This window comes from Serratia sp. CC22-02 (assembly GCF_900182895.1).
Classification (GTDB): Bacteria; Pseudomonadota; Gammaproteobacteria; order Enterobacterales; family Enterobacteriaceae; genus Serratia; species Serratia nevei.
In genome coordinates, this window is record NZ_FXUD01000001.1 from 1 (window position 1) to 24,854 (window position 24,854).

The 24,854-nt window shown below is 57.4% G+C and carries 28 protein-coding genes and 1 pseudogene; 19 read left to right on the forward strand and 10 right to left on the reverse strand.

The window, feature by feature from the left end; genetic code table 11:
- The 6 genes and pseudogenes from QOL81_RS00005 to QOL81_RS00030 all read left to right on the forward strand — a co-directional run.
- Positions 1-801 (forward strand): RHS repeat-associated core domain-containing protein (locus tag QOL81_RS00005; protein WP_283439553.1); only part of this gene is annotated, 801 nt, incomplete at its 5' end.
- On the forward strand, positions 798-1,274 hold the full coding sequence (locus QOL81_RS00010) for a hypothetical protein (protein ID WP_060419007.1): 477 nt from the start codon (positions 798-800) through the stop codon (positions 1,272-1,274). The genes QOL81_RS00005 and QOL81_RS00010, both read left to right, overlap by 4 nt.
- A gap of 63 nt (positions 1,275-1,337) precedes the next feature.
- Positions 1,338-1,514 (forward strand): annotated as a pseudogene (locus QOL81_RS00015) (RHS repeat-associated core domain-containing protein); the annotation flags it as partial.
- Positions 1,515-1,658: 144 nt separating this feature from the next.
- Positions 1,659-2,012, forward strand: a complete 354-nt coding sequence (locus QOL81_RS00020) for a hypothetical protein (protein WP_060448642.1) — start codon at positions 1,659-1,661, stop codon at positions 2,010-2,012.
- A 223-nt stretch (positions 2,013-2,235) separates the two neighbouring features.
- Positions 2,236-2,562 (forward strand): hypothetical protein, encoded by a 327-nt coding sequence (locus QOL81_RS00025; protein ID WP_230200966.1) that lies wholly within the window; start codon positions 2,236-2,238, stop codon positions 2,560-2,562.
- Between the two features lie 209 nt (positions 2,563-2,771).
- Positions 2,772-3,149: a hypothetical protein gene (locus QOL81_RS00030; RefSeq protein WP_060419005.1), complete on the forward strand. Its 378-nt coding sequence runs from the start codon at positions 2,772-2,774 to the stop codon at positions 3,147-3,149.
- A gap of 151 nt (positions 3,150-3,300) precedes the next feature.
- On the opposite strand, the gene QOL81_RS00035 is transcribed toward QOL81_RS00030, so the two are convergent.
- Together QOL81_RS00035 and QOL81_RS00040 are read right to left on the reverse strand one after the other, a co-directional pair.
- Positions 3,301-4,197 carry a PhzF family phenazine biosynthesis protein gene (locus QOL81_RS00035; RefSeq protein ID WP_283439554.1) on the reverse strand — a complete coding sequence of 299 codons (897 nt, stop codon included), beginning with the start codon at positions 4,195-4,197 and terminating at the stop codon, positions 3,301-3,303.
- Positions 4,198-4,251: 54 nt separating this feature from the next.
- Positions 4,252-5,169: a DMT family transporter gene (locus QOL81_RS00040; RefSeq protein ID WP_060439986.1), complete on the reverse strand. Its 918-nt coding sequence runs from the start codon at positions 5,167-5,169 to the stop codon at positions 4,252-4,254.
- A 181-nt stretch (positions 5,170-5,350) separates the two neighbouring features.
- On the opposite strand from QOL81_RS00040, the gene QOL81_RS00045 reads away from it, so the two are divergent.
- From QOL81_RS00045 to QOL81_RS00060, 4 genes are all read left to right on the forward strand, one after another.
- On the forward strand, positions 5,351-6,220 hold the full coding sequence (locus QOL81_RS00045) for a helix-turn-helix domain-containing protein (RefSeq protein WP_096242226.1): 870 nt from the start codon (positions 5,351-5,353) through the stop codon (positions 6,218-6,220).
- A 17-nt stretch (positions 6,221-6,237) separates the two neighbouring features.
- Positions 6,238-6,672, forward strand: a complete 435-nt coding sequence (locus tag QOL81_RS00050) for a VOC family protein (protein WP_147839984.1) — start codon at positions 6,238-6,240, stop codon at positions 6,670-6,672.
- Between the two features lie 310 nt (positions 6,673-6,982).
- Positions 6,983-7,435 (forward strand): MoaF-related domain-containing protein, encoded by a 453-nt coding sequence (locus tag QOL81_RS00055; protein WP_204275775.1) that lies wholly within the window; start codon positions 6,983-6,985, stop codon positions 7,433-7,435.
- A 9-nt stretch (positions 7,436-7,444) separates the two neighbouring features.
- Positions 7,445-7,936 carry a nuclear transport factor 2 family protein gene (locus tag QOL81_RS00060; protein WP_060419002.1) on the forward strand — a complete coding sequence of 164 codons (492 nt, stop codon included), beginning with the start codon at positions 7,445-7,447 and terminating at the stop codon, positions 7,934-7,936.
- A 171-nt stretch (positions 7,937-8,107) separates the two neighbouring features.
- Here QOL81_RS00060 and QOL81_RS00065 read toward each other — a convergent pair whose 3' ends face one another.
- The gene (locus QOL81_RS00065; RefSeq protein ID WP_197756871.1) at positions 8,108-9,307 is read right to left on the reverse strand and encodes a multidrug efflux MFS transporter; all 1,200 of its coding nucleotides are present in this window, start codon (positions 9,305-9,307) and stop codon (positions 8,108-8,110) included.
- A 251-nt stretch (positions 9,308-9,558) separates the two neighbouring features.
- On the opposite strand from QOL81_RS00065, the gene QOL81_RS00070 reads away from it, so the two are divergent.
- Complete coding sequence (locus QOL81_RS00070) at positions 9,559-10,008, forward strand: MarR family winged helix-turn-helix transcriptional regulator (protein WP_087762849.1); 450 nt, start codon at positions 9,559-9,561, stop codon at positions 10,006-10,008.
- Between the two features lie 36 nt (positions 10,009-10,044).
- On the opposite strand, the gene QOL81_RS00075 is transcribed toward QOL81_RS00070, so the two are convergent.
- Positions 10,045-10,326, reverse strand: a complete 282-nt coding sequence (locus tag QOL81_RS00075; protein WP_033634498.1) for a YjcB family protein — start codon at positions 10,324-10,326, stop codon at positions 10,045-10,047.
- Between the two features lie 294 nt (positions 10,327-10,620).
- On the opposite strand from QOL81_RS00075, the gene mrdA2 reads away from it, so the two are divergent.
- Both mrdA2 and QOL81_RS00085 read left to right on the forward strand, forming a co-directional pair.
- Positions 10,621-12,546, forward strand: coding sequence for a peptidoglycan DD-transpeptidase MrdA2 (mrdA2, locus tag QOL81_RS00080; protein WP_197756873.1), 1,926 nt, complete (start codon positions 10,621-10,623; stop codon positions 12,544-12,546).
- 107 nt (positions 12,547-12,653) lie between these two features.
- Positions 12,654-14,372, forward strand: coding sequence for a penicillin-binding transpeptidase domain-containing protein (locus tag QOL81_RS00085; RefSeq protein WP_038875183.1), 1,719 nt, complete (start codon positions 12,654-12,656; stop codon positions 14,370-14,372).
- Positions 14,373-14,444: 72 nt separating this feature from the next.
- Here QOL81_RS00085 and QOL81_RS00090 read toward each other — a convergent pair whose 3' ends face one another.
- The 3 genes from QOL81_RS00090 to QOL81_RS00100 form a co-directional block, all read right to left on the reverse strand.
- Positions 14,445-14,648, reverse strand: coding sequence for a hypothetical protein (locus QOL81_RS00090; protein ID WP_223294866.1), 204 nt, complete (start codon positions 14,646-14,648; stop codon positions 14,445-14,447).
- 226 nt (positions 14,649-14,874) lie between these two features.
- Entirely contained in the window at positions 14,875-15,270 is a 396-nt protein-coding gene (locus tag QOL81_RS00095) for an SRPBCC family protein (RefSeq protein ID WP_060418995.1), read from the reverse strand.
- Positions 15,271-15,319: 49 nt separating this feature from the next.
- The gene (locus QOL81_RS00100) at positions 15,320-16,558 is read right to left on the reverse strand and encodes a putative porin (RefSeq protein ID WP_100395823.1); all 1,239 of its coding nucleotides are present in this window, start codon (positions 16,556-16,558) and stop codon (positions 15,320-15,322) included.
- Positions 16,559-16,894: 336 nt separating this feature from the next.
- Between QOL81_RS00100 and QOL81_RS00105 the strand changes: the two genes are divergently transcribed.
- A complete protein-coding gene (locus tag QOL81_RS00105) occupies positions 16,895-18,517 on the forward strand; it encodes a methyl-accepting chemotaxis protein (RefSeq protein ID WP_502950659.1) in 1,623 nt (540 codons plus the stop codon).
- 155 nt (positions 18,518-18,672) lie between these two features.
- Here QOL81_RS00105 and osmB read toward each other — a convergent pair whose 3' ends face one another.
- The gene (gene osmB, locus QOL81_RS00110; protein WP_004940700.1) at positions 18,673-18,885 is read right to left on the reverse strand and encodes an osmotically-inducible lipoprotein OsmB; all 213 of its coding nucleotides are present in this window, start codon (positions 18,883-18,885) and stop codon (positions 18,673-18,675) included.
- Between the two features lie 231 nt (positions 18,886-19,116).
- Here osmB and QOL81_RS00115 point away from each other — a divergent pair, with 231 nt between their 5' ends.
- From QOL81_RS00115 to QOL81_RS00125, 3 genes are all read left to right on the forward strand, one after another.
- Positions 19,117-19,512 carry a DUF427 domain-containing protein gene (locus tag QOL81_RS00115; protein WP_060418991.1) on the forward strand — a complete coding sequence of 132 codons (396 nt, stop codon included), beginning with the start codon at positions 19,117-19,119 and terminating at the stop codon, positions 19,510-19,512.
- 131 nt (positions 19,513-19,643) lie between these two features.
- Positions 19,644-20,114, forward strand: coding sequence for an Rrf2 family transcriptional regulator (locus tag QOL81_RS00120; protein ID WP_048321542.1), 471 nt, complete (start codon positions 19,644-19,646; stop codon positions 20,112-20,114).
- Between the two features lie 193 nt (positions 20,115-20,307).
- Positions 20,308-20,442 carry an AcrZ family multidrug efflux pump-associated protein gene (locus tag QOL81_RS00125; RefSeq protein WP_033643027.1) on the forward strand — a complete coding sequence of 45 codons (135 nt, stop codon included), beginning with the start codon at positions 20,308-20,310 and terminating at the stop codon, positions 20,440-20,442.
- An 83-nt stretch (positions 20,443-20,525) separates the two neighbouring features.
- Here the strand turns inward: QOL81_RS00125 and QOL81_RS00130 are convergent, their stop codons facing one another.
- Positions 20,526-21,413 (reverse strand): LysR family transcriptional regulator, encoded by an 888-nt coding sequence (locus tag QOL81_RS00130; protein ID WP_283439555.1) that lies wholly within the window; start codon positions 21,411-21,413, stop codon positions 20,526-20,528.
- A gap of 121 nt (positions 21,414-21,534) precedes the next feature.
- On the opposite strand from QOL81_RS00130, the gene QOL81_RS00135 reads away from it, so the two are divergent.
- Positions 21,535-22,701 (forward strand): serine hydrolase domain-containing protein, encoded by a 1,167-nt coding sequence (locus QOL81_RS00135; RefSeq protein ID WP_060418987.1) that lies wholly within the window; start codon positions 21,535-21,537, stop codon positions 22,699-22,701.
- Positions 22,692-23,909 (forward strand): MFS transporter, encoded by a 1,218-nt coding sequence (locus QOL81_RS00140; protein WP_283439556.1) that lies wholly within the window; start codon positions 22,692-22,694, stop codon positions 23,907-23,909. Before QOL81_RS00135 ends, QOL81_RS00140 begins: the two co-directional genes overlap by 10 nt.
- On the opposite strand, the gene QOL81_RS00145 is transcribed toward QOL81_RS00140, so the two are convergent.
- The gene (locus QOL81_RS00145; protein WP_060418983.1) at positions 23,836-24,711 is read right to left on the reverse strand and encodes an alpha/beta hydrolase; all 876 of its coding nucleotides are present in this window, start codon (positions 24,709-24,711) and stop codon (positions 23,836-23,838) included. The genes QOL81_RS00140 and QOL81_RS00145 overlap by 74 nt on opposite strands.
- Positions 24,712-24,854: the final 143 nt, after the last annotated feature.

Genomic DNA, 24,854 nt, shown 5'->3' on the forward strand with positions numbered 1-24,854 from the left:
CCGGCCAGCCCGTGGAGCCCGCTGGCGGCGCTGGAGCAGGCGGGCGACAGCCGCTCGGCAGATATTTACTGGTATCACACCGATCTGAACAGCGCGCCGCTGGAGGTGACCGACGCGGCGGGCAACCTGTGCTGGTCCGGGCAATACGACACCTTCGGCAAGCTGCAGGGCCAGACGGTGGCCGGCGCGGCGAAGCGGCAGGGCGCGCAATACCAGCAGCCGCTGCGCTACGCCGGGCAATATCAGGACGACGAAAGCGGCCTGCACTACAACCTGTTCCGCTACTACGAACCCGAGGTGGGGCGTTTCACCACGCAGGATCCGATAGGGCTGCGCGGCGGGCTGAACCTGTATCAGTATGCGCCGAACCCGCTGATGTGGGTGGATCCGTTTGGGTTGAGTATTGAATGGGTTAATCCTTCATCGTTAAATTATTCTCAAGCATATATATCTGATAACGTAACTGGATATATACATGATATGTCTAATAACAATTGGGATTGGAATCGAAGTGGACCATTGAATGTTGCCGAAGTGGATGGACAATTAGTATCTCTAGACAACCGCAGATTATATGCAGCACAAATGGCTAATGTAGAATCTGTACCGATTAAGAGAGTTAATTTATCTGAACCGTTACCACCACCAGCAACTGGAGGTACGTATGGGAGTAATCTCAATAAAAAACTGAACTCTAAACCTAAGAATTCTGATGTTCCTAGAGTCCAGTTGCCAGCAACAGGAACACCTAAAAAGCCAACAATTGTTAGCAAGAACAAAAAAACGGGGAGTTGCAAATGATAGCTAAAGAAATGCAGAGTAAGTGGGAAGACAATCAACTGATCGGATTAGATGTAATCATTAATGATGTAGGTGTCGTAAGAGAAATAGACATTGAATTCGAGATAAATTATAAATTTAAAGACACCTTTAATAAGGAATATAAAATTTCATTAGGTAGTGAGACAACCTTGAATGCATTGATTGAACAGTATGACGAGGTGTGGTCAGAGATTCAAGTGAATAACAAGGTGCAACTTTCTGACGGTGATTTCTTGTTATGTGGTGAGGGTGAAATGGGCAATGAAGGGTTTATTGCACGTACAGATGGAATTAATAGATTGAAATGGTTTATGTACTCAACAACCTCTAACCCTTTTGTTAACGTTATAGAAGCTGGCAAATGCGTATATTTTCAATCTACGCTGGGTTTCTATCTCTGCTTTGATATAACCAATAATAACATATCTATAAAAAATGAAAAAAGTTGGTGAGACTTTAAACGAAAGTGATTGGCGTGGATGAAAGTTTATTTCTATGAAGTGATGAGCTAAATCGGCAAGCTTCAGGGCCAAACGGTGGCCGGCGCGGCGAAGCGGCAGGGCGCGCAATATCTGCAGCTGCTGCGCTACGCCGGGCAATATCAGGACGACGAAAGCGGCCTGCACTACAACCTATTCCGTTACTACGAACCCGAGGTGGGGCGTTTCACCACGCAGGATCCGCTGGGGTTGAGTACCAGAAGAGACTAACTCTCAGGGGATAAAATGCTTCTGAAAAGTGCGGTATTGAAATTAACCAGTATGACGACCAACTTGTCTGGAATATACAGCGCAATGCCTTTGTTAATTATCATTTAAGTAGAGAATAAGCTAAAGATGAAGGTACAAGCAATAAAAACTAAGTATGGGATCATACTAGGACGAGATGCCTTGATCATTTCTGAACATGAAATGAGTTTTTCTCCTTTTACATTTAAAGTTAAAGCGTTGCTTTCGTTATCGGCATGCGAGCCAGAGGTTTTGAATGAGGCAGATGTGAAAATAGAGTTCTTTTTTAGTGAAATAGAAAGGATGTCTATTTATAAAGTTGATGACTACCCTTATGAGAGGTATTCAGAGTCAAGCTTTGATTTGCTGGAAGAATACAGTTCAGGAAGAAAAAGAGTTGCGTTAAGTATTTATGATCATGTTTTCGATGTTACAGGTAATTTTAAAATATTGTATGAATAACGGGGCGTTTTGAGTCGCAGAAAAAGATTGAAGTGGTAGGAGGCATAGTAACAGCAGTCACTGCGCGACGCCTTTGGATTGATAGAACACCACGAAACAGGACTACTTGATGCCTCCATACCATCGAGTAGGTATCTGTAACCTATTAGCTGTTAAACCAGTAACGGCGGGGTGGTAGCGTGTTAAAACTACGAAGCAGGGCTGTTAAGTGGAGGGGACTATTGTGGATGATAGTGAAAACATGATTGTTACTCAGGCTGAAATTAGTGCGCTGAAGAAGCTTATCATGTATGTTAAGTTTTCTTGTGATGATGTTGAGTCATTAGAGTATGCTGGTAGTTATGCGATCAATAGTTTCTTTGATAAGTTGATTGCTATTGATTATCTTGAAGAGTTTGAACGAAAGTTTTATGACATACAAAACCCGGATAATGAGATTGCAGTAATGAGCAAAATCAATAAATATCAACATGATTCTTTAAATAAAATGAGTGACAAGACTATGAGGGAAGTCTTTAAACAATGTCTTCATCCATTTAAACCAAGATAAAGTATCTTAATAGGAGGGTAATACTCTCTCTTACTAACCACATAGTTTGAAGAGTTTATAAGCCTCCTGTGGCAGCACCGTCGGTTTTCGCAGGAGTGATGTGACAACGGCGACTGTTCGGCGGATATATGCTGATGTTACATTGATTGAATTAGTGCGTTATTGGAAGTAAGTGACACGGTGTATAACCTGGGCGGGTAATGATTAATATGTTTGAAAATAATAGATTAATTGACAAACTGGTGTTTTTGAATGAATCTAATAAAAATGAAAGTGTCACTATAAATTTTTATTCTTGGGTCCATATTATTTATGGAGTGATTATTTTTTATGGGAGAAAAAGTGAAGAGGAAGCAAGTTACATAATTAACAATACACCTATGTTTACAACCCCACCCAAGAATTTCATGGAGGCCTGTATGTTAGGTCATGAGGATGAGTATTATTGGGGTATGGTAATGTCACATGGTGATAGATACTTTGAGAAGGGTTTTACTCGTACAGCACCGGATGATTATTATGAATGGGAGGAGGGCTATATAAGAGATCACCAGCTTGAGATAAACACTCTGGTTTTTAATGATTAAAACAAGTGATGTTGTTAGAGCCGGTAATTCTCAGTCGGTTCTAAATGTCTAGGGTAAAAAAGTATCTAAAAGCAGGTTTGATAATTTTGAAATATCCATCCATAAACATTGATAAATCATTTAATATTACGGTATCATTCCTCCCCCAAAACTAAATACCCAATGTCCCATTAATCAGGGTGCGGCAGTGCCCGCCGATCCAGGGTTCGCCGTCAATAAAGCGCACGCTCACGCGGCCATCTCGATTCAGTTGGGTGCCCTGGCGCACCAGGTAGCCCTGTGCGGTCTGGCCGCCGTCGGGAAAGCGGTTGGCCTTCAATAAGCGCGCCAGGCAGGCGTTGGCGCTGCCGGTTACCGGATCTTCAATCAAAACACCGCATTCCACCATAAACGCGCGCATTTCGTAATCGGCCGGTTCGGCCGTGGTGCAGGCGCCATAGATCACCACGCCATCCACATCGCAAGCCGTTTGCAACCGTTTAATCGTGGCCTGATCCGGCGTCGCCGCCAGGCAGGATTGTGCGTCCGGCAGGCGCACCATCAGCCAGCGAATGCCCATCTCGGCAATCACCGGCAGGGGGCCTCCTTCAATCACCGCGGGCCGTAAAGCGGCCATCAGCCGTTCTGTTTCCTCAGCCGCCATTGGGCGAAACTCAACTTCGGGTGCGGCGAACGCCAATGTGCCTTCCGGCAGGATATTGACCGCCACCAGGCCGACGCCGCATTCCTGCATCACCGTTCCAGGCCGTTTGGGCGTCAATCCGGCTTCCAGCAGGGCGTGGGCGGTGCCCAGCGTTGGGTGGCCGGCGAAGGGCAGCTCTTTTTCGGTGGTGAAAATGCGCACCTTATAATCCGCCGCCGGGTGCGTCGGTTTAAGCACAAAGGTGGTTTCCGAAAGGTTGGTCCAACGGGCCAATGCCAGCATCTGCGCGCTGCTCAGCCCCTCGGCCTCCAGTACCACCGCCACGGGGTTGCCCTGCAGCGGCGTACGGGTAAACACGTCCACCTGTTTGTAGGCGCGGGGTGTCACATCATCACTTCTGAGCATTTGCCATCATCCGTTATCAACAAAACCTGATGATAACGATATTCGCCAATGGCTTCAAAGGGTTGAGTTTTGTTTTGAGATACCCGCCCGTCGCCATTTCAGCCCCGGCTTGGCGAACATCACCAGGTTGCCCAGCAGGATCAGGCACAGGCCCAGCACGGCGTTGAAGTGCCACTGATAGCCTTCGTAGATCGTTGAGATGGTCAGCGCCACCAGCGGGAACAGCAGGGTGCTGTAGGCCGCCGCGCCGGCGCCGATGCGGCCGAGCAGGCTGAAGTAAGCGGCGAAGGCGATCACCGATCCGAAAATCGCCAGGTACAGCAGGGAGCCGATATAGCGGCTGCTGTGTTCCATCTGGAACGAGGCGCCCTGCGCCAAGGCGATCAGCGCCATCAACAGCGCGCCGTAGGTCATGGCGTAGGTGTTGGTGGAAAAGATATCCAGCCCGCGGCGCTGATGGCGCGTGCTGATCATGTTGCCCAGCGAGAAGCCGTAGGTGCCGAGCGCGCTCAGGCCGATGCCTTTGAGCAGCTCCGGCGCCATGCGGGTGGCGGCCAGATCTTGCCAAAACAGCGCCACGATGCCGGTCAACCCCAGCAGCGCCGCCGGCAGCAGGTTGGGGCTGGGGCGCTGGCGGAAAAACAGCAGGCTGTTGAGGGCGTTGAACAGTACCGCCATCGAGAAAATCACCGATTCCAGCCCGCTGCTGATGTAGGCCGCCGCATGGTAGAAGCAGAAGAAGTTGAAGCCGAACACGCAGCAGCCCTGCAGCACGCAGAACAGATGATCGCGCGGAGCGAGGCGGAGCAGGCGGCGCGTTAGCAGCAGCACGGCGAACATCACCGCGGCGGAAATGGCGAAGCGGTAAGCGATCGATACGGGAATGGCCACCGGCCCTTCCTGTTGCAGGGTGATCGCAATCCAGGTGGTGCCCCAAATCAGCACCACGGCGAGGTACAACAGCGCATTCATTCTATTTGTTACTCCGAAAAAACCGATGGCGCAGTATCCGCTTTGGCACGCGGCGGCGCTTGCAGCGCTTTGCGCCCAGTTGCATATTCTTGCGCTTTTTTTGCCAAAAGCGCGGGGCGGCGGCTGGTATGCGGCGGCGCCACTCTTTACACTGTCGGCATGTCGAACAACGGGGCCGGCGATGTCCAACTATCAGGCGTTTGAAACACTGCGTGAGCACAAGGCGCGGCTGCACGGCAGCGTGCTGCTGGGCACCGGCGTGGAGCTGGCTGCCTGGTCCAACTGCAACGATCGCGTCACGCAGGAAAGCGCCGACCACCATACCCTGAGCCTGTACGTCGCCGACGGCTATGAGTGCTACCAGCAGGTGCCGGGCGGCTGGCGCAACGGCGGCGGGCCGGATCGGTTCTGCATCATGCCGCGCCAATACGCCTCCACCTGGGATGTGCGCAGCGATCTGTCGTTCGTGCATCTGTATTGCACCGACGGGCATCTGCGGCAGCTGGCGGAGCAGACCTGGGATCGCAGCCCGGCGGCGATCAACGTGGAGCAGCGCAGCTTCGGCGAAGATCCGCAGATCACGCTGCTGTACCGCCAGTTTTTGCTCAACTGCGATTGGCAGGACAGCGCCAATCTGCTGGCGCTCAGCAGCGCGTCGAACCTGCTGATGTCACACCTGATCCAACGTTACAGCCAGCTGCAGTGGAAGCTGCCGCCGGTGCGCGGCGGCCTGGCGCCTGCGGTAGCCAGGCGGGTGCGGGAATATATCGCAAGCCACCTCGATCGGCCTTTGCTGTTGGCGGATCTGGCGGCGCAGGCCGGGTTGAGCGAATACCATTTCGCCCGCATGTTCAAGCACGCCACCGGCCTGGCGCCGCACCAGTTCGTGATGCGCGCCCGGCTGCAGCGGGCGGAACAGCTGTTGCGGCATAGCCAACAGCCGATCACCGAGATCGCGCTGGCGTGCGGCTTCAGTTCCGCCAGCCATTTCAGCAACCGCTTCAAGGCGGCCTATGGATTTGCTCCGCTGCAGGTGCGGCTGGGGCGCTAACCGAAAGGGAGTGCAGCATGGATCAACAGTTTGCCGGGCTGGGCGTGTTGTTTGCCGCCGGATTCGGGCCCATCACGCGTGAGAACGACGAGAGCAAGGCGTTTTATGTCGAGGCGCTGGGGCTGCCGCTCAAGCCGATGCCGGGCAACGAAACCTATCTGCTGTCGGAGCAGGGCGCGCTGGATGGCGTGAAGCATTTCGCCCTGTGGCCGCTGGCGCAGGCGGCGCAGTCCTGCTTTGGCGACGATCGCTGGCCGGCGGATCTCGCGGTGCCGCAGGCGTGGATCGAGTTCGACGTGGCCGACATGGCGGCCGCCACCCAGGGGCTGGTCGATCGCGGTTATCGGCTGTTGGTCGCCAACCGCGAAGAGCCGTGGGGGCAGAGCGTTACCCGTTTGCTCAGCCCGGAAGGGTTGCTGGTCGGTGTCACCTATACGCCCTGGCTGCGGTAAACGCCACGCCGTTCGCCGCCGCCTGCCGGCGGTGGGCGGCTTAAGAACAAATACGCATTAGCTTAAAGCGGTCTGCGCTATAGACCCATCAAATCCCCGAGTGGTTTCCCTTCCTGTAAGCAGAAATTCCGTTCATTGCGTAAAAACCAATGGCCAGAACGCGCTATTGCCATGCCATTTTACGGCGATTTTCCCCCGTCTTTTTTTGCCGCCAGGTGCCTGATGGGAATAGAGATTATTCTTATATTTCCGCCAACCCTTAAGAAATAATAATGATTCTCGTTTTCAACCACGGAAAGGAGAAGGAACGATGAAAACAGTGAAGCGAACGGGTATCGCGCTGGCGATAGCCCTGACTTTCCCCCTGGCATTGCCCGCCGCTACGGCGGCGCAACCCTCCCTGACTAACAGTAAGGCGGCAACGATGACGGAAAAACACGGGCAGTTCATTGCGGTCGGTAAAGTGGTGCAGGTGACCTTCGGCGATTTCGCCTTCAAGCTGGATTTTACCGATGACAAGACCATGACCTTCACCGGCATCGGCGAGGCGTCGCAGGGCATCACCGATACCGTGCAATACACTGCGGTGGAGATTCGGCCGAAGGTCTATATGGTCTATTGGCACGAACCTCAGTCCGGCGACAACGTGACGCATATCGAGGACTTTGAGCGCGGCGAGGTGTACACCAACATCGCCGCCAAGGACGGCAGCTTCACCCATCTGAAAGGGCAGCTGAAAATCGTAGGTCACTCAGGAAAATAAGGAGCAGTTATGAAAAAGGCATTGATCACCTGTGCGATCGTCGGCGGCTTGCTGGCGAGTTACCCGGCGCTGTCAACGGATCAGGCGGCGTCTTACAAATCGACCGGCAAAGGCGGTTATCATCATGCCCAGCAGAAGCTGAAGGTGGTGGAAGATCTGTACGCGGGCTTCTTCAACCGCCACGACATCGGCGTGGCGCAGAGGCTGATTGTGGAAAACTACAAGCAGCATAACCCGTTCGTCGGCGACGGCATCAAGCCGTTCCTGGATTTCTTCAGCCAGACCTTTAAGGACAATCCGCAGTACAGCGCCAAAATATACCGCAGCGCGGTCAACGGCGATCTGGTCTATGTTCACGTCAAATACCAAAATAACCCGCAGGATCGCGGCACCGCCAGCGTGGATATTTATCGGGTGAACGATCAGGGGAAAATCACCGAGCATTGGGACGTCAATCAGGATGTGCCGGAAAAATCGGCTAACGACAATACCATGTTCTGATCCGCAAGGGCCGCTGCGGCGGCCCTCAACACGCCCGCAACACTTTATTTACTTACATAAATATTAAATGACCGCCGCGTCGAGTAGGCTACGGCCGCCTTTGGCAGTGGTGGCACGGTTGATGGGCGTCATTGTCCCGCCACTGCTTGAGGCGTTTCCCCGCATTTCCCGTTATCCCGCGCGTTGACTCTCCACTTTTTTGAACTGATGGCGCAGCTGCAGCGCATTGCAAAACACCAACACCGCCGTCACCGCGAACACCCAGCGGAACCCCATCATCGCCGAAATGCCCGAACCCAGCAGCGGGCCAACCACGTTGCCCAGGTACATAAAGGATTGGTTATAGCCGAAGATGCGCCCGGTCACCTGATCGGAGGAATACCTCAGCAGCAGCGCCTGCACCGCCGGCATCAGCGCGCCGTCGGCGAAGCCGAGCAGGAAGCGCAGAATGCCCAGCTGCAGCGGCGTATTGACCCAGGCCATCACGGCGAACAGCCCGGTGGTGAACAGCAGCGCGGCGATCAGGATGCGCGCGGTGCCGATGCGATCGCCGAGGCGCCCGAGGCGCGGCGCCGAGATCAGCGCCGCAATGCCGGGCACGGCGGCGATCATGCCGCTGACAAAGGCAATATTGCTGACGTCGCCGGACAGCTCGCGGATGAACAGCGTCAGGATCGGGCTGATGGACGAGTTGGCCAGCTGGATCATCAGGGTACAAACGAACAGGGTGACGATCAGCGTCGGATAGGGCAGCGAACGGAATACCGCCTTGCCGCTCAGCTGATCCGCTTTTTTCACCGTGATGCGCCGCTCTTTAATCAGGAACAGCGTCACCAGGAAGCTGACGAACATCAGCCCGGCGGTGACGAAAAATACCACCCGCAGCCCCAGATGATCGGCCATCAGCCCGCCCAAGAGCGGCCCGGCGATCACGCCGGAGATCTGTCCGGTAGAGAGCGTGCCCAGCGCCCAGCCGCTTTTATCGCGCGGCGCCTGCGAGGCGACCAGCGCCATGGCGTTGGGAATATAGCCGGACGTCAGCCCCATCAGGGCGCGCAGCGCGAACAGCTGCCAGACGTTGGTGGCCAGCCCCTGCAGCGCGATGACGATCGCCATGCCCAGCGAGGCGCGCAGCAGCATCAGCTTGCGGCCTTTGCGGTCGGCCAGGCTGCCCCACAGCGGTGAGACTACCGCCGAGACCAAAAAGGTGCCGCTGAACACCAGCCCGGACCACAGGCTGAGGGATTGGTGATCGCTGACGCCGAGCTGTTCGACGTACAGCGGCAGAAAAGGGAGGATTTGGCTCATCGCCAGCCCGGTGAAGAAACACCCGAGCCAGACCGAGATCAGATTGACTTTCCACGCTTCCATCGGCTTACCGTACCACGTTGAATAAGGAGGGATTTATTAAGCAAAATAATAATAACACTGCAAACTAATCGGCGAGGGGCAAATGCGTGAGCAAACGTAACCCTGCCGATGCAGTGTCTTTTTTGCTATATATTAATAGCTATATTATCATAGGTAACTGGGTTAAGCCAGAGCGGCGCGGTAGCCAGGAAGGGCACCGCGCGATCCGGCGGTGTGAAAGCAGGGATAAACTGAACGCTAGATTGATGCCAATGAAGAAAGATCATCCTGAAGACGTGACGCTGCTGCGCACGCAGTTAATGTCGCTGGTGCGCCGTTTACGGCGCGAATCGCGCAGCGACGAAAAATCCTGGGCCCAACTGATGCTGTTGGGGGCTATCGATCGCCACGGCGGCGAGGCGACGCCGTCGCTGCTGGCGGAATCGGAGCGCATGCGTTCCTCTAACCTGGCGGCCGCGTTGCGTGAGCTGGAGGCCGATGACTTGCTGGTGCGCACGCCGGACGCCGAAGACAAACGCCGGGTGCGAGTGCGCCTGACGCCCGCCGGGCTGGGCCTGCTGCAGCAAAGCCGCAGCCGACGCGAGGCGTGGCTGCTGGCGGCGATGGAGAGCTGTTTAACGGAGCGGGAGCAGGCGCTGTTGATTGAGGCGGGGGCCTTGATGGCGCGGCTGGCGGCGGCGCCGCCAACGGAAACGGAATAATCGCTGGGCGGCCGGTGCGCCGCCCCTGCGGCGAGATTACGGCATCGGCCAATCGACCGGCATGGTGCTGACCACGTCCACGTAGCGATCCCAGGCCGAAGACCAGAATTGGGTGAAGGCTTCCAGGGTAAGGTGGATGCCCATCAGGCCCATCACGAACCAGCAGGCGGTAAACAGGCCCAGGCTGCTGAACATGAACGCCATGCCGTTACGGCTGGTCTTACGGCAAACGACGTTTAACTGGCTGGCGAAGAACATCATCACGGCGCTCAGCAACTCCCAGCGCATCATGACTAAACCGGTGGCAATGGTACTCATCGAACTCGATCCTATGTAACAAAAAGCCGCATCCGGCAGGGCGCCGACAGGGAAATGCGGGGGAATATCGGGAATAGTGTGATTAAGATCACATTGTAGCATTGGGGCGAACGGCGGCTCAATGGGAAGCGCGGTGAAAAAAACGCCGACGGTAACATTCCAATATGCTGAAACAGTTATGCCATTTCATTAGCAACCTTTTCATGGGGCGGTGCGCCCGATAACGCTATGCTTGCCGGCTTTTCAGTTCCCTGATTTTGCGGGGAAATGTGACGCAAAAGGTATCGGCACCGCATGGCCCTGTTAAAAGAAAAAATTCGCGACCACTCTGCGGAAGAGAGGCTGTTTATCCGCCGGGCCGGCGTAGCGCTGGCGCTGGTGGTGGTCTGTTTCGGCGTGCTGATCGTCAATCTCTACCGGCTGCAAATCCGCCAGCACGGCTTTTACCAGACGCGTTCCAACCAGAACGACATCAAGATGCTGCCGATCGCCCCCAGCCGCGGGCTGATCTTCGATCGCAACGGCATTCCGCTGGTGCGAAACGTGACACTGTATCGTATCGAGATCACGCCCAGCAAAATCAGCAACATGGCGGCGCTGCTGCAGGCGCTGACGCCGATCGTCGACCTGACGCCGGAGGACATCAGCGCGTTTCGCGACGACATGCACCACAACAGCCGCTACAAACCGGTGACGCTCAAAGCCGGGCTGAGCGACACCGAGGTGGCGCGCTTTGCCGTCAATCAATACCGTTTCGACGGGGTGACGATCGATACCTATCAACAGCGTGAATATCCTTACGGCGCCCAGCTGGCGCACGTGCTGGGCTATGTGTCGAAGATCAACGACAACGATCTCAAACGCCTGGACAAGGCCGGGCTGAGCGAGAACTATGCCGCCGACCGCAACATTGGCAAACAGGGCATCGAGGCCTATTACGAGTCCGAACTGCACGGCACCACCGGCTATCAGGAGGTGGAGGTGGATAACCACGGGCGGGTGATCCGCCTGCTGAAGGAGCAGCCGCCGAAGGCCGGCAAGAACATCTACCTGACGCTGGATTTACCGCTGCAGCAGTACATCGAATCGGTGCTGAAGGGGCAGCGCGCCGCGGTGGTGGTGGAAGATCCACGGGACGGCGGCATCTTGGCGATGGTCTCCAGCCCCAGCTACGATCCCAATCCTTTCGTCAAAGGCATCGGCTATCAGGCCTATAAGACCTTGCTGACCAACCCGGATTTGCCGCTGATCAATCGCGTCACTCAGGGCTTGTACCCGCCAGCGTCGACGGTGAAGCCCTACATGGCCGTTTCGGCGCTGTTCGCCGGGGTGATCACACCCACCACCACCTTTTTCGGCGCGCCGACCTGGACGCTGCCCGGCACCGAACGCCGCTACCGCGACTGGCTGAAAACCGGCCACGGCATGCTCAACGTCACCAAAGCGATCGAGGAATCCGCCGACACCTTCTTTTATCAGGTGGCGTATGAGATGGGTATCGACCGTATCCACCACTGGCTGAGCCAGTTCGGCTACGGCCAGTCCACCGGCATCGATCTGAACGAAGAGTACCGCGGCGTGCTGCCGAGCCGCGACTGGAAGCTGAAGGTGCACAAAAAGGGCTGGTATCAGGGGGATACGGTTTCGGTGGGCATCGGCCAGGGGTATTGGGTGGCGACGCCGATCCAGATGGTAAAAGCGCTGACCACGCTGATCAACAACGGCCAGGTGAAAACGCCGCACCTGCTGTATTCGTTGCAGCAGGGCAACCGGGTGACGCGCTACCAGCCGCCGGCGCAAGCGGCGCAGATCGGCGATCCCCACTCGCCTTACTGGGGCATCGTGCGTAACGGCATGTACGGCATGGCCAACTTGCCGAACGGCACCGGTTACAAGCTGTTCCACACCGCGCCATACCAGATCGCCGCCAAATCCGGCACCTCGCAGGTGTTCAGCCTGAAGCAAAACCAGACTTACAACGCCAAAATGATCCCGGTGCGGCTGCGCGATCACATCTTCTATACGCTGTTCGCGCCTTACAAAAACCCCCGGGTGGCGATGGCGCTGATCCTGGAAAACGGCGGCGGCGACGGCGTGGTGGCGGGGCCGACCGCCCGCGCGATCCTCGACCACATTTTTGACCCGGCCAACGCGCCGCAGCCCGGCGATCCGGCGCAAAGTAAACCGCAGTTAAACGACAGTGCGGATGTGCAGCGGTGATGCGGTTTGTTTTTACTTTCTTACAAACTGCAATCTCCTGACCATTTCCGGCAAGGTAGACTGAAATAACACCATAAACCGAATAAAAACGCAGGGTTAACACAACAGTGGCGCCATCGACCAAAAAAAGCGGTAAAACCTATTCCACAGTTCGTTTCGGCTGGATTTGCGCCGGCATGCTGGTCTGTTTTTTTCTGTTGGCGTTCAGGGTCGGCTATCTGCAGCTGCTGGAGCACCAGCAGCTGGCGGATCAGGCTGACCAGCGCTCTATCCGCACCCAGGTGGTGCCGACCAACCGCGCTATGATCACCGATCGCAACGATGAGGCGCTGGCGGTCAGCGTATCGTCCAAAGACATCGTGCTGGATCCGAAACACATTCTCGATACCCAGACCGACACCGGCAACGAGCGCTGGCAGAGCATGGCCAACGTGCTGAAGATCCCGCTGGCGGACGTGCAGCATCTGATCCAGAGCAACGCGCACAAGCGTTTCGTCTATCTGGCGCGCAAGGTGGAGGACGACAACGCCGCCTACATCAGCAAACTGCATCTGACCGGCGTCAGCACCGAGCAGGATTTCAGCCGCTTTTATCCGATGGGCCAGGACGCCGCCGGGCTGATCGGCATCGTCGGCCAGGACAATCAGGGGCTGGAGGGCATCGAGCTGGGCTTCAACCCGCTGTTGCAGGGCAAAAATGGCCTGCGGGTCTATCAGAAGGACGGCAGCGGCGCGGTGATCGGCGTGCTAAAAAGCGTGGATCCGGTGCCGCCGCCGAACGTGACGCTCAGCATCGACAAATTTATCCAGTATGTGCTCTATGCGCAGATCCGCGACGGCGTGGTGGCCAACCAGGCCGACTCCGGCTGTGCGGTGTTGGTCAAGATCGACACCGGCGAAATCCTCGGCATGGCCAGCTATCCGTCGTTCAACCCGAACAACTATGGCAGCACCCCGGCGAAAGACATTCGCAACGTGTGCAGCAGCGACAGCTTCGAACCGGGCTCGACGGTGAAACCGGTGGTGGTGATGGTGGGGCTGGAGCATAAGCTGATCCGGCCGGATACGGTGCTGGACACCACACCGTATCGGGTGAACGGTCACCTGATCAAAGATGTCGGCCACTGGTCGAAGCTGACCATCACCGGCGTGCTGCAAAAATCGAGCGACATCGCGGTATCGCACATTGCGCTGGCGCTGCCGGCCACGGTGCTGCCTGCGGTCTATCGCAGCTTTGGCCTGGGGCGGCCGACCGAGCTTGGCATCGGCAACGAGAGCAGCGGCTATCTGCCGCAGCATCGTGAACGCTGGGCCGATATCGAACGCGCTACCTTCTCCTTCGGCTATGGGCTGCGCGTGACGCCGCTGCAGATGGCGCGCGAGTACGCCGCTATCGGTTCCTTCGGCATTTATCGGCCGCTGTCGATCACCAAGGTGACGCCGCCGGTGATGGGGCAGCGTATTCTGCCGGCGGATACGGTACGATCCGTGGTGCATATGATGGAGAGCGACGCCTTGCCGGGCGGCAGCGGGGTGAGCGCCGCGGTGCCGGGTTACCGGCTGGCGATCAAAACCGGTACCGCCGAGAAAATGGGCCCGAGCGGCAAATACGACGGCGGCTACATCAACTACACCGCCGGCGTGGCGCCGGCCAGCGATCCGCAGGTGGCGCTGGTGGTGATGGTCAACAACCCGAAAGCCGGCAAGCACTTCGGCGGTTCGGTGGCCGGGCCGGTGTTCGGCAAGATCATGGCCCAGGTGCTGGAGCACATGAATATTCTGCCGGATGCCCAGCCGCTTAACGTGGTGTCGTCGGTCAAGGGGTAATGATTTAAGCGGGAAATATTGGGCCAGAGAATCTCTGACCCAATATTTAATGCAACGAGTCTGACTTACGCGTTATTTCCCTTGGGTTGCCCACCATTTCGCTACGCAAGCATTGGGTGCCTGAATAGTTTTACCTTCTTTGGTGATATAAGGTACCGGTGAGTAGATTCTTGAGCAGTAGCCTGCCGGGCGTTCGGTAGCATTAACGGTGAGAGGGAGGCTAACGGTGGTGGCTAAAATCGCTGTGAGCAGCATCAGATTTGATAACTTCATCATTCTTCCTTAATTAATGAAAATAGAGTTACATGCTTGCCGTTACACGACGAGCGCTAATGAGAGTATTAATTTGTTGGTATAACGTCTACGGTAGATTTCATTATGGATGCGCCCTGATTCATTGATTGATATTTATATTGAATATTTATATCAACATCTAAAAAAAACATTTATTTTCCCGAGCGCAATTGCTGTCTTTCATTGAAATAAATGTTCCAACAAGCGGTTAGCTGGACTCAAGGTAATGCTTCAGCGCCTGCAGATCGGCGTTCACCAGCCCGGCGTCGCGGGCGAACAGCGCATCGTCCATATCCGGCTGGCGGAACAGGGTGAAGATCACCTCGGTGCCGCGCCGGTTGGCGAGCGCGCGCAGCGGCACGTAGACCACGCCGCCGTCCGGCAGCGTCACCCAATGATCCAGCACGCCGAAGGCATTTGGCGCGCTGAAGCGAATGTGGATCCGCCCCTGCGGGGTGTCCGCCACCCAGTCTTCATCTTCTCGCCGCAAGCTGTTCGCTAACCCTTTGGCCCACAAGGGGAAGTTTTCCGGCTGGCTGAGAAAGGCATACACCTCGTCACAAGGGCGGTTGATGGTAACATGCAGCGTTTGTGCGCTCAGCATCGTGGTTTCTCCGGTTGGCGGCGATACTTCAGTGTAGATCCCGCCGCGCTTAGAAGTAGTAACCGATGTTCACGTTGGTGCGAAAATACCATTTATTGCTGCCGGGGGACTGGGTGCCGGTCCAACCGGTGGCATTTTCTACGCCGCCCCACGGGTTGGCGTTCTGCGCCCAGGTCAGATCCACCCACAGCATCACCGGCATGGCGAACACTTGTACCCCCAGCGTGTTCATTTTAGAGTCGGAGCCGCCGTGCCTGTCCTTCCAGAGCACGCTGTAATCGTTGTAGAACCGCAGCTTTTTCACCGGCCCCCAGGGCACGTCGACGTCGCGCGCCAGGTTAATGGCGGCGGTGGTGGCCTGCGACGGGATCAGATAGGCCGGCGTCAGGCCGTTGCCCCCCATCAGGATCACCGAATTGTTGGCCCCGGCCGGGCCTTTGGCGTCGTAACCGTAGCGGATCACCTGGCCGGACAGATGCCAGGGATCGTAATTCACCAGCGTATGTAAGCCTGCCGCCCAGAAGCTGCCGTTATCGCCGGTCGCCTGGTTGTAGAGCCGCGAGGCCGCCAGCGAACCGCCGAGCTCATTGTTCCAGCCGCCCTGATGGAAAGCGCGCGTCAGCCGCAGGTTTACCTGATCGCGTTTTTCGTTGCGCTGCAGGTGCTGTGACGCGTAGTTGGTGTTTTTCAGATCGTCGTAGCTGGCGACGTCGGGGGCGTAACGCACGCCGGTCGGCATCATGCGCGGGTAGTAGGCGGCGTCGAAGGCCCAATCGTCATGCTGGTATTGGTATTTGGCGCCCAGCCCGGTGTTGACGCCAAAGCCGAGGTAAAACGGAATGCCGTACGACCAGCCGAACTGCGGGTAGGGCATCAGGCCGAACGGTTTGAACGGCGCGCCGAGTTGCACGGCGGAATGCTCAGACAGGTGGTAGCCGACATAGGCGCGGTCGATGGCGTATTTGCGCCGATCCTGAAACCAGAATCCGCTATCGAAAAACGCGTCGTTTACCTGGCCGGCAGCATCGATGCGAAAGGCGTCAAAGCGTAAATGCGGAGGATTCCGATAATTGCTGCTGTGCCAGTCTTCATAGCGATAATTGGCGCGCAGTGCGCCACCGATATCAATATTCTTTTTATTATCCTCGCTTTGCCAATGAATATGCGGAAATGCCGGGCGGCTTTTTTTTACCGGTGCCGCGGTGGCGGCAACGTCGTTGGGTATTGCGGCGACGGTTGCATAACTCACTGGTGAAACAAGGAAAAAACAAAGCGTAATCTTGCGCATGCCAGGCCCCTGAAGAAAGTAGACTGTTTATTAAGGCGAGCGAGTTTCACCTGTGGACAGGGTGCTTACGCTCATCAGTTTTATATTTGAGACGATTTTATCGAGCGTTTCATATATTAAATTTCGCGTCGGTTAATATATGAAACTTTGTTTCTTTTTTAATGGGAAAACTATAAATCCGGTATTAAACAAGTCAAGAAATAAAAATGAGAGTTGACGGGCAATACCGATTATTCGGTTGTCTTGGTCGGCGGGGGCGGCACACAGCAGGCTGAAATATTAGTGTCATCAATGCCCGTTAGACTCGCGGCATCCTGGTATTACTGACTAAAAATCATGAACATAAAACTGACACTGGGCCGCAGGGTAAAATCTGCGGCGGCGCTGCCGCGCGCGTTTGGCTTCGGCAAGAGCATGGGCTTATTAAGCGGCGTAATTTGCGTTATCGCGCTATTTTCTCTGCTGCAACTGTTTTCCACCGTATTTATTTCTAATATTCTGCGCGACGCCAAGGCTAACCTGGTGGCGGGCGATGGCTTGCATCGCCAGCAGGCGACGATGGATCGCGCCAGACTGTCGCTGCTGACGGCCAGCGACAGTCTGAACCGTGCGGGCATTTACTACCTGCAGGACAAAGCCACCGGCTCCGACGGCAGTTGGCACAGCCTGCTGGATGAGTCGTTGGCGGCGCTGCAGGCCTCAGAGCAGGCCTTCGCCCAGTTCGAGCGCCTGAGCGCGGAGGCGCCCGAGGCGGCGGGCGCCCTGAAAGACAGCTACCGCCTGTTCTATGACGGCCTGAAAGAGCAGGCGCAAGGGTTGCAGGGCAGCAGCATCGATGCGTTTTTCGCCGTGCCGATCCAGGCGTTTCAGGCGGATTTCAACGAGAAGTACCTCGCTTATCAGGCGCTGAACGAACGGCGTGGCGATGATGTCAACGTGCGGCAATTGGCGGCGCTGGAGCAAGCCAGGACCTTTGCGCTCGGCGCGCTGGCCGCGCTGGCGCTGATCGCCGTGGGGGTGTGGGTCGGCGTCTCTCGCTGGGTGATCGCACCGCTGCGGCGGGCAATCGCGCACCTCAACGTGCTGGCCGCCGGCGATCTTTCGCGGCCGCTGCCGCCTGAGCGGGCATTCAACCGCGAGATGCACCAGCTGCAGACCAGCATTGGCCACATGCAGGGCGGCCTGCAGCGCCTGGTCAGCGAGGTGCGCGATGCGGCGAGCGGGATCCTGAACGGCGTCGGGCGGCTGGCGGACGGCAATCGACAGTTGACGGCGCAGTCGGCGAAGCAGAACGGCGAATTGCAGTTGGCGACTGAGCACGTGCAGCAGCTGGCGGCGCGGGTGGAGGAAAACGGCCAATATGCGCAGCAGGCCAACCAACGAACCGAACAGGCCCGGCAGTACGCCGGCGCCGGTGAGCAGATGATGGAAACCGTCAATGTTTCGATGCAAGGGATCGTCAACCAATCGGCCGAAATGCGCGGCATCGTCGCGCTGATCGACAGCGTAGCGTTCCAGACCAATATTCTGGCGCTGAATGCGGCAATCGAGGCGGCGCACGCCGGCGTTCATGGCCGCGGCTTTGCCATCGTGGCCAAAGAGGTGGGGCTGTTGGCGCAAAAGAGCAGCCATTCGACGCGCGATATTCAGCAGTTGATCAACCGTTCGCTGCAGCAAATCGATCAAGGTTCGCAGGCGGTGGATCTACTGACGGGCAACCTGCGCCAGATTATCGATCTGGTGAACAAATGCAGTGCGCTGATGGGGGACATTTCCCTGGCATCGCTCAATCAGGGGGAGAGCATTCAGGACGTGACGGCGCGCATCTCGGCGCTGAATCAGGTGGCGCGCCAAACCGGCACGGTGGTGAACGCGGTGACCGAGGCCTCGCAGCTGTTGCAGGGCGAGTCGGAACGGTTGGAAAAAGCGATGGCGCGTTTCAGGCTACCGGCGCAATAAATACTTCCGATGCAGGTTAATGAATAATAAAGCTGCGCTTAACGTTATTTATTATTTTCGCGTCCTGAGAAAGTTCAGCGGGTAAATAAAAGTGCAGGCCGACGCTTATGGATTAAAAAAGCACCGGCCTGCAGAGATTATTTTTGACGGGATGATTAACGGCTGGTCTGGTGGCCGATAATGCCGCCGAGCGCTGCGCCGCCAAGGGTGCCCAGCGTGCTGCCGTCGGTCAGTACCGCGCCGCCGACGGCGCCCACGCCCGCGCCGATCGCCGTGTTGCGATCGCGATTGGACATATGCCCACATGCGGTAACGGAAAGCGTTGCCATCACCACCACCAACACACCTGCGGCACGTTTAATATTCATAATGAGTTCCTGGTAAATTGACTGATTAATGGATTAAAAATAATCCGATTAACCTGCCGGTAGAAGTTGGGATGAATGTATTCCTCCGTAAGAAAATCGAACAGGTAAAAATTCTTAATTTTGCAGCGGTGAAAAGCGATTGCTCGCCGAATGTGCGGCCGCCGGTAAAATCGTGGGTCTATACTGGAAAGACGCCTCGCGGGGTGCGGGGCGCACACTCTGGAGGCCGCCATGTCCGATCTCGTTTCCGCATCCGGCAAACCGGTGAAAATCCCCGGCCCGGCCCACCCAATCACCTTGACCCACCATCCGGCGCGGGTTGTCGTGCGTGCAGCCGGTCAGACCCTGGCCGACAGCCGCAACGTGCTCATCCTGCAGGAAGCCACCTATCCGCCGGTGTTTTACTTTCCGCGTGAGGATGTGAATCGGGCGCTGTTGCAGAAAAACGAGCACGTCAGCTACTGCCCTTATAAGGGCGACTGCAGTTATTTCTCCCTTGTGCTTAACGGCGAGCAGGAGGCCAATGTGGCCTGGAGTTATGAAATGCCCTACAACGCCGTGGTGGCAATCAAGGATCATCTGGCATTTTATCCCGATAAAGTGACGGAGATCCGCACCGAAGCATGAGCCGCCGCCGCCATCGGGCGGGGGCAGGTTGACATTCTCATTGTCCCTACTCATTATGTGTATTACCGGAAATTGATACGCTTTCCTTATGTTTTAATCCGACATAAACGAAACTCTGAGCAGGTGCCAAGGTGTCTACCTCTACGCGATTTGCCGTTGCCATCCATATTCTGACCAATATCACGCTGTGTCGCGGCCAGACGGTGCGTTCCGAAGATATCGCGCGCAGCGTCAACACCAACCCGACGGTGGTGCGGCGCATCCTCGGCGCGCTGGCGGAGGCCGGGCTGACCTATTCACAGATGGGGCAAGGCGGCGGGGCGCTGCTGGCGCGGCCGGCGGAAGCGATCTCGCTGCTGGACGTGTATCGCGCGGTAGAGGATCAACCGTATTTCATGCTGCACCGTACCCGGCCTAACGATGCGTGCTATATCGGCCACGCGATTACCCCGGTGCTGGAGCAAGAGTTCGCGCGCGTCGGTCATGCGCTGGAAGCCAGCCTGGCGCAAACCAGCATCGCCGAAATGGCCGGGCAGGTCGAGCGGCGCGCAGGCTATCCTTTTGTCCCTTGTTCACCGCAATATCAAGCGGATACGCAATAAAAACCCACGCCAATTCCCGCTACGCGCAGAGCATTTTTTGCATTGCTTTAATGTAATTGTGTAAGTTACATTAGCTCGCATCAAGTGTGATGTAGCTCACGTTTTAGACTGCCTCCCCACGATACTCAACCGATTGGCCGGAAACCTTTTCTTCCGGCGCAGATTCGCTGTGCTTATAAACCAGGAGAGAACGATGTTAGAAATGATTGAAAGCTTGGCCACCGTGGTGGTCCTGGTGCCGGTAATGGTGGCCGTCTTGCTCGGCGCGATTTACGGCCTGGGTGAAGTGTTCAACGTCTTTTCCGCTATCGGCCGCAAAAACGGCTGATGGCACGCCAGGGGGCGGTTCTCGTCCTCCGGCTCCCCCCGAATTATCCTGCACCCTCCCTGCGTCATAGCGTAAATACCCCTCTACTCCAGAAAAAGTCGGGCGCTCAGCGTATTGATGAACACCCTGAGTTTCGGCGTTAGGTGCTTGCTGGAAGGCCACAGGACTTTAAAGCTGCCGCGGTGGTGACTATGCTCGCGCAATATCTGTTGTAATCGCCCCTGTTCCCGTGCGCGCTTCACGGCAAAATCCGGCAAACAGGCGATGCCCTGGCCGCTTTCCGCCAGGTAAATCAGGGTATCGACGGTGTTGCAGACCAGCCGGGTGTTGATCCCCTCGGCGAGCAGCTTTTCCCATCCGGCGATCGGCCAGGGTTCCACTTTGCCGGTCGAGGGAAATTTGTACAGCAGGCAGGCATGGCCTTGCAGTTCCGCCGGTTGATGCGGGATCCCCATCTGGCGCAAATAATCCGGCGAGGCCACCAGCTGCAGTTGAAACGTGCCCAGCTGGCGGCTCATCAGCCGTGAGTCCTCGGTCTCGCCGACGCGAACTACGGCATCAAAGCCTTCTTCGATGACATCGACCCGGCGGTCGGAAAAATCGGTTTCCAACTCAATCTCCGGGTAACGCCGGACGAACTCCGCCAGCACCGGATTCAACAGGCCGCCCACTAACGGCAAACTGACGCGCAGCTTGCCGCGCGGCGCGCTGTGCGTATCGCTGATTTCCCGTTCCGCCGCCGCTAATTCCCCGAGAATACGCTGGCAGCGGAGCAGAAACAGCCGGCCTTCGGCGGTCAACGTCATGCTGCGCGTGCTGCGGTGGAACAGGCGTGCACCCAGCCGATTTTCCAGGCGGGCGATGCTTTTCCCCACCGCGGAGGCAGAAATGCCGAGCACGCGGCCGGCCTCAACGAAACTCAGCGTCTCCGCGGCCTGCACAAAGACGCTCACCCCAGACAGATTATCCATTGCTTGCCTCATTGCGGACGAAATTGTCCGCTATGAAAGGAAATCTAGCCTGTTTTTCCGTTAATCGCCACGCTCTATGCTCGGTGGCGACAGCATGGGCTGACTACCTGGAGCAATAAAGATGAGTGAATACGGATCCTCCGCCAACGCGATCGACGGCGCGATAGAGAAAGCCTTGCGCGAAAAACGATTGGTTGGCGCGGTCGTTTTGGTGGCGCAGGGCGGTGAGATCGTTTATCGACGTGCGGCGGGCATGGCAGATCGCGAAGCGGGCAAACCGATGGCGTGCAATACGCTGTTCAGGTTAGCTTCGGTGTCCAAACCGATCGTGTCCACGGCGGCGCTGGCGCTGATGGCGCGAGGAGACATGCGGTTGGACGATCCCGTTACCCGCTGGCTGCCGGATTTTCGTCCGCGGCTGGCGGACGGCACCGTCCCGTTGTTGACGCTGCGCCATTTGATGACCCACACCGCCGGGTTAAGCTACCGTTTTTTTCAGCCGGAAGGCGGATGCTACGCCCGATTGGGCGTCTCCGACGGGATGGATGAGGCGGCGCTCAGCCTGCTGGAAAATGTGCGGCGCATTGCCTCCGCGCCGTTGCTGGCACCGCCCGGCGCGGAGTGGCGTTATTCCATCGCCACCGATGTGTTGGGCGCGGTTATTGAACGGGCGAGCGGCTTGCCGCTGGCGCAGGCGGTCAAAAAATGGGTGACCGGGCCGCTGGCGATGACGGATACCGATTTCCTGGCGGTGGACGCCGCGCGCCTGGCGGCCGCTTACGCTGATCATCCCGGCGAGCCGCGCCGCCTGCGCCAGCCGGATCGTTTACCCTTCATCGACGGCAGCGCCGGTTTTCATCTGTCGCCGGCACGTGCGCTGGATCCGCAGGCGTACGCCTCCGGCGGCGCCGGCATGGTCGGTTCGGCGGCGGATTTCCTGCGCCTGCTGGAAACGTTGCGCCAGGGAGGAAAGCCGGTACTGCCAACTGATTGGGTGACGGCGCTGACCACCAACCAAATCGGCGATCTGCCGATGCCGTTTTGGCCAGGGCGCGGCTTCGGCCTGGGCATCACCGTGCTGAAAGATCCCGTCGCTGCGCAAACGCCGGAGTCTGTGGGCAGCTGGCGGATGGGCGGCACCTATGGCCACTCGTGGTTCGTCGATCCTGCCCGGCAGCTCAGCGTGGTGGCATTTACCAACACGGCGCTGGAAGGAATGTCCGGCACCTTTGTCGGCGAGATTTGTCAGGCGGTTTATGCCGCCACGGGAGTGCCGTCATGGGCCTGATGCCACCGATTTTCTTCATCGCGCTGGGGCTGTTCGGCGTTTACTGCATCGAGTTCGGCGTGGTGGGTATTTTACCGCAGATCATCGCGCGCTATGGCATCTCCACGGCGCAGGCCGGCTGGCTGGTCGGGGTCTTCGCCCTGACCATTGCGCTGTTCGGGCCGCTGTTGGTGCTGCTGGCGTCGCGGTTCAATCGCAAACGCATGTTGTTGATCGCGTTGGCCGTATTTACGGCAGCCAGCGCGCTGGCCGCTCAGGCGGACAGCTTTGCCATGCTGATGCTGCTGCGTATTTTGCCGGCGTTGTTTCATCCGATCTACTTTTCACTGGCCATGGTGGCGGCCGCGGCGCTTTATCCGCCGCATCTGGCCACCAAAGCAACCGCTTATGCGTTTATCGGCACCAGCATGGGGATGGTATTGGGCATACCGCTGACGCAATGGATAGCCGGGCAGTTCAGCTATGAGGCATCGTTCCGATTTTGCGCGCTGGTCAACCTGCTGGCGACGCTGGGATTGCTGTGGCGCTTGCCTGATGCGGCCGTGCAGCGTCTCAGCTACGGCAAGCAGTTGGCAATCCTGCGCAGCGGCACGCTGTGGTTGAATATCACTACCTGCGTGCTGATCTTTGCCGCCATGTTTGCCGTCTACGCTTACGCAGCCGAGTACCTCAGCCGTGAAGCCGGTATTGGCGACGCCGCCATCGGCTGGCTTCTGGTGGCGTTCGGTGTGGGCGGCGTCGCGGGCAACCTGTTGGCCGGCAAGGGGTTGAGCCGCCATCGCGCAGTGACGGTGCTGCTGCATCCGATAGCCTTGATTGCGGCTTATGCGCTGCTGTATCGCTACGGCAGCGCGAATATCGGCGCGATGACGGCACTTTGTCTGTATTGGGGGGCGGCGCACACCAGCGGTTTGATCGTGACGCAGGTCTGGCTGACCTCCGAAGCGCCGCAGGCGCCGGCGTTCGCCACCGGGCTGTATATCGCCTTTATCAACCTGGGTGTGGCGGTGGGGTCGCTGGTGGGCGGTTGGTTTATCGCTGCCTGGGGGCTACAGGGCAGCCTGCTGTGTGGGGCCATGTTTGCCGCACTGGCGGCGATCGCGATCGCCGCCAGGCTGTGGCTGCAACGGCAGGCTACGGTTGCGTTGCGTCAATCATCGCCATCACCTGCCGAAACATCGCGCTTTCCGCATCGGCCAGCTCGTTGACCAGTGTAAAGTGGTTGCAGTGGCGATCGGCCAGCAGCTGGACGTCGAGGCCGCGCGCCAGGCAGGCGTCATAATAGGCCTGCGTCTGGTTTTTGAATCCTTGGGTTTCCCGCTGGCCGACGTCGAGCAATATCTGCGGCGCATGTTCCTTCGCCGGCAGTAAAAACAGCGGGCTAAGGGTTTGCGCCTGCTCGGGCGTCAGGTGCAGCCAGTCGTTGATATAGATATCGCACAGCGGGCGCAGATCGTAGAGGCCACTCAGCGCCAACGCGCCTTTGATCGCGTTGGGCGGCAGGCGATAGCGTGGTTGCCAGCCGTCGGCGATCAGCATGCCGCACAGGTGGCCGCCGGCCGAACTGCCGCTGACGAAAATGCGTGCCGGATCGATGCCGAAAGGCGCCCCGTGATGATAAAGCCAGGCGACGGCGCTGCGCACCTCGTGCACGATCTCCGCCAGCGTCGCTTCCGGCGCCAGCGTGTATTCCAGCGTGGCGACCGCCACGCCGCGGCGGGCAAACGTGGCGGCCATCGAACAGGCTTCCTCTTTGCGCTGCGAATGCCAGTAGCCGCCATGAATAAAGATCAGCAGCGGGGCGGGCTGCGTGCAGGCCGGGAACAGATCGAGGCGCTCTGCGGCGCTCATGCCGTAGCGCAGGTCGTAAATACCGGGTGTCTGCGCCCTGGCGCGCTGGGCCAGCGCGGCGTATTCCGCCATGCAGGCGTCAAAATCGTCCACCGAAGCGCGGGCGTTGTATTGCACGGCGCGCGCGCTCAGGTCTTCAAACGTCAGATCGATGCTCATCACTTCTCCGGATTGTTATGCGTTATGCCTTCATCATCGTCCCGCAGGCGAAAAGATGTTTGATCTCCGGTGCGCATCATTGCGGCTTCTCTGATGCTGTTTTCTGCTGTATATTGCTGTTTTATGCTTTTTATTGCGGAATA

Coding starts and splice junctions, on each gene's coding strand:
- QOL81_RS00030 (WP_060419005.1), top strand. CDS start 2,772: ATGTTTGAAAATAATAGATTAATTGACAAACTGGTGTTTTTGAATGAA.
- QOL81_RS00055 (WP_204275775.1), top strand. CDS start 6,983: ATGAAAACAGTGAAGCGAACGGGTATCGCGCTGGCGATAGCCCTGACT.
- QOL81_RS00020 (WP_060448642.1), top strand. CDS start 1,659: ATGAAGGTACAAGCAATAAAAACTAAGTATGGGATCATACTAGGACGA.
- QOL81_RS00095 (WP_060418995.1), bottom strand. CDS start 15,270: ATGCTGAGCGCACAAACGCTGCATGTTACCATCAACCGCCCTTGTGAC.
- QOL81_RS00035 (WP_283439554.1), bottom strand. CDS start 4,197: ATGCTCAGAAGTGATGATGTGACACCCCGCGCCTACAAACAGGTGGAC.
- QOL81_RS00070 (WP_087762849.1), top strand. CDS start 9,559: ATGAAGAAAGATCATCCTGAAGACGTGACGCTGCTGCGCACGCAGTTA.
- QOL81_RS00075 (WP_033634498.1), bottom strand. CDS start 10,326: ATGAGTACCATTGCCACCGGTTTAGTCATGATGCGCTGGGAGTTGCTG.
- QOL81_RS00115 (WP_060418991.1), top strand. CDS start 19,117: ATGTCCGATCTCGTTTCCGCATCCGGCAAACCGGTGAAAATCCCCGGC.
- QOL81_RS00135 (WP_060418987.1), top strand. CDS start 21,535: ATGAGTGAATACGGATCCTCCGCCAACGCGATCGACGGCGCGATAGAG.
- QOL81_RS00140 (WP_283439556.1), top strand. CDS start 22,692: ATGGGCCTGATGCCACCGATTTTCTTCATCGCGCTGGGGCTGTTCGGC.
- QOL81_RS00130 (WP_283439555.1), bottom strand. CDS start 21,413: ATGGATAATCTGTCTGGGGTGAGCGTCTTTGTGCAGGCCGCGGAGACG.
- QOL81_RS00045 (WP_096242226.1), top strand. CDS start 5,351: ATGTCCAACTATCAGGCGTTTGAAACACTGCGTGAGCACAAGGCGCGG.
- QOL81_RS00065 (WP_197756871.1), bottom strand. CDS start 9,307: ATGGAAGCGTGGAAAGTCAATCTGATCTCGGTCTGGCTCGGGTGTTTC.
- QOL81_RS00060 (WP_060419002.1), top strand. CDS start 7,445: ATGAAAAAGGCATTGATCACCTGTGCGATCGTCGGCGGCTTGCTGGCG.
- QOL81_RS00105 (WP_502950659.1), top strand. CDS start 16,895: ATGAACATAAAACTGACACTGGGCCGCAGGGTAAAATCTGCGGCGGCG.
- osmB (WP_004940700.1), bottom strand. CDS start 18,885: ATGAATATTAAACGTGCCGCAGGTGTGTTGGTGGTGGTGATGGCAACG.
- QOL81_RS00090 (WP_223294866.1), bottom strand. CDS start 14,648: ATGATGAAGTTATCAAATCTGATGCTGCTCACAGCGATTTTAGCCACC.
- mrdA2 (WP_197756873.1), top strand. CDS start 10,621: ATGGCCCTGTTAAAAGAAAAAATTCGCGACCACTCTGCGGAAGAGAGG.
- QOL81_RS00040 (WP_060439986.1), bottom strand. CDS start 5,169: ATGAATGCGCTGTTGTACCTCGCCGTGGTGCTGATTTGGGGCACCACC.
- QOL81_RS00145 (WP_060418983.1), bottom strand. CDS start 24,711: ATGAGCATCGATCTGACGTTTGAAGACCTGAGCGCGCGCGCCGTGCAA.
- QOL81_RS00100 (WP_100395823.1), bottom strand. CDS start 16,558: ATGCGCAAGATTACGCTTTGTTTTTTCCTTGTTTCACCAGTGAGTTAT.
- QOL81_RS00125 (WP_033643027.1), top strand. CDS start 20,308: ATGTTAGAAATGATTGAAAGCTTGGCCACCGTGGTGGTCCTGGTGCCG.
- QOL81_RS00010 (WP_060419007.1), top strand. CDS start 798: ATGATAGCTAAAGAAATGCAGAGTAAGTGGGAAGACAATCAACTGATC.
- QOL81_RS00050 (WP_147839984.1), top strand. CDS start 6,238: ATGGATCAACAGTTTGCCGGGCTGGGCGTGTTGTTTGCCGCCGGATTC.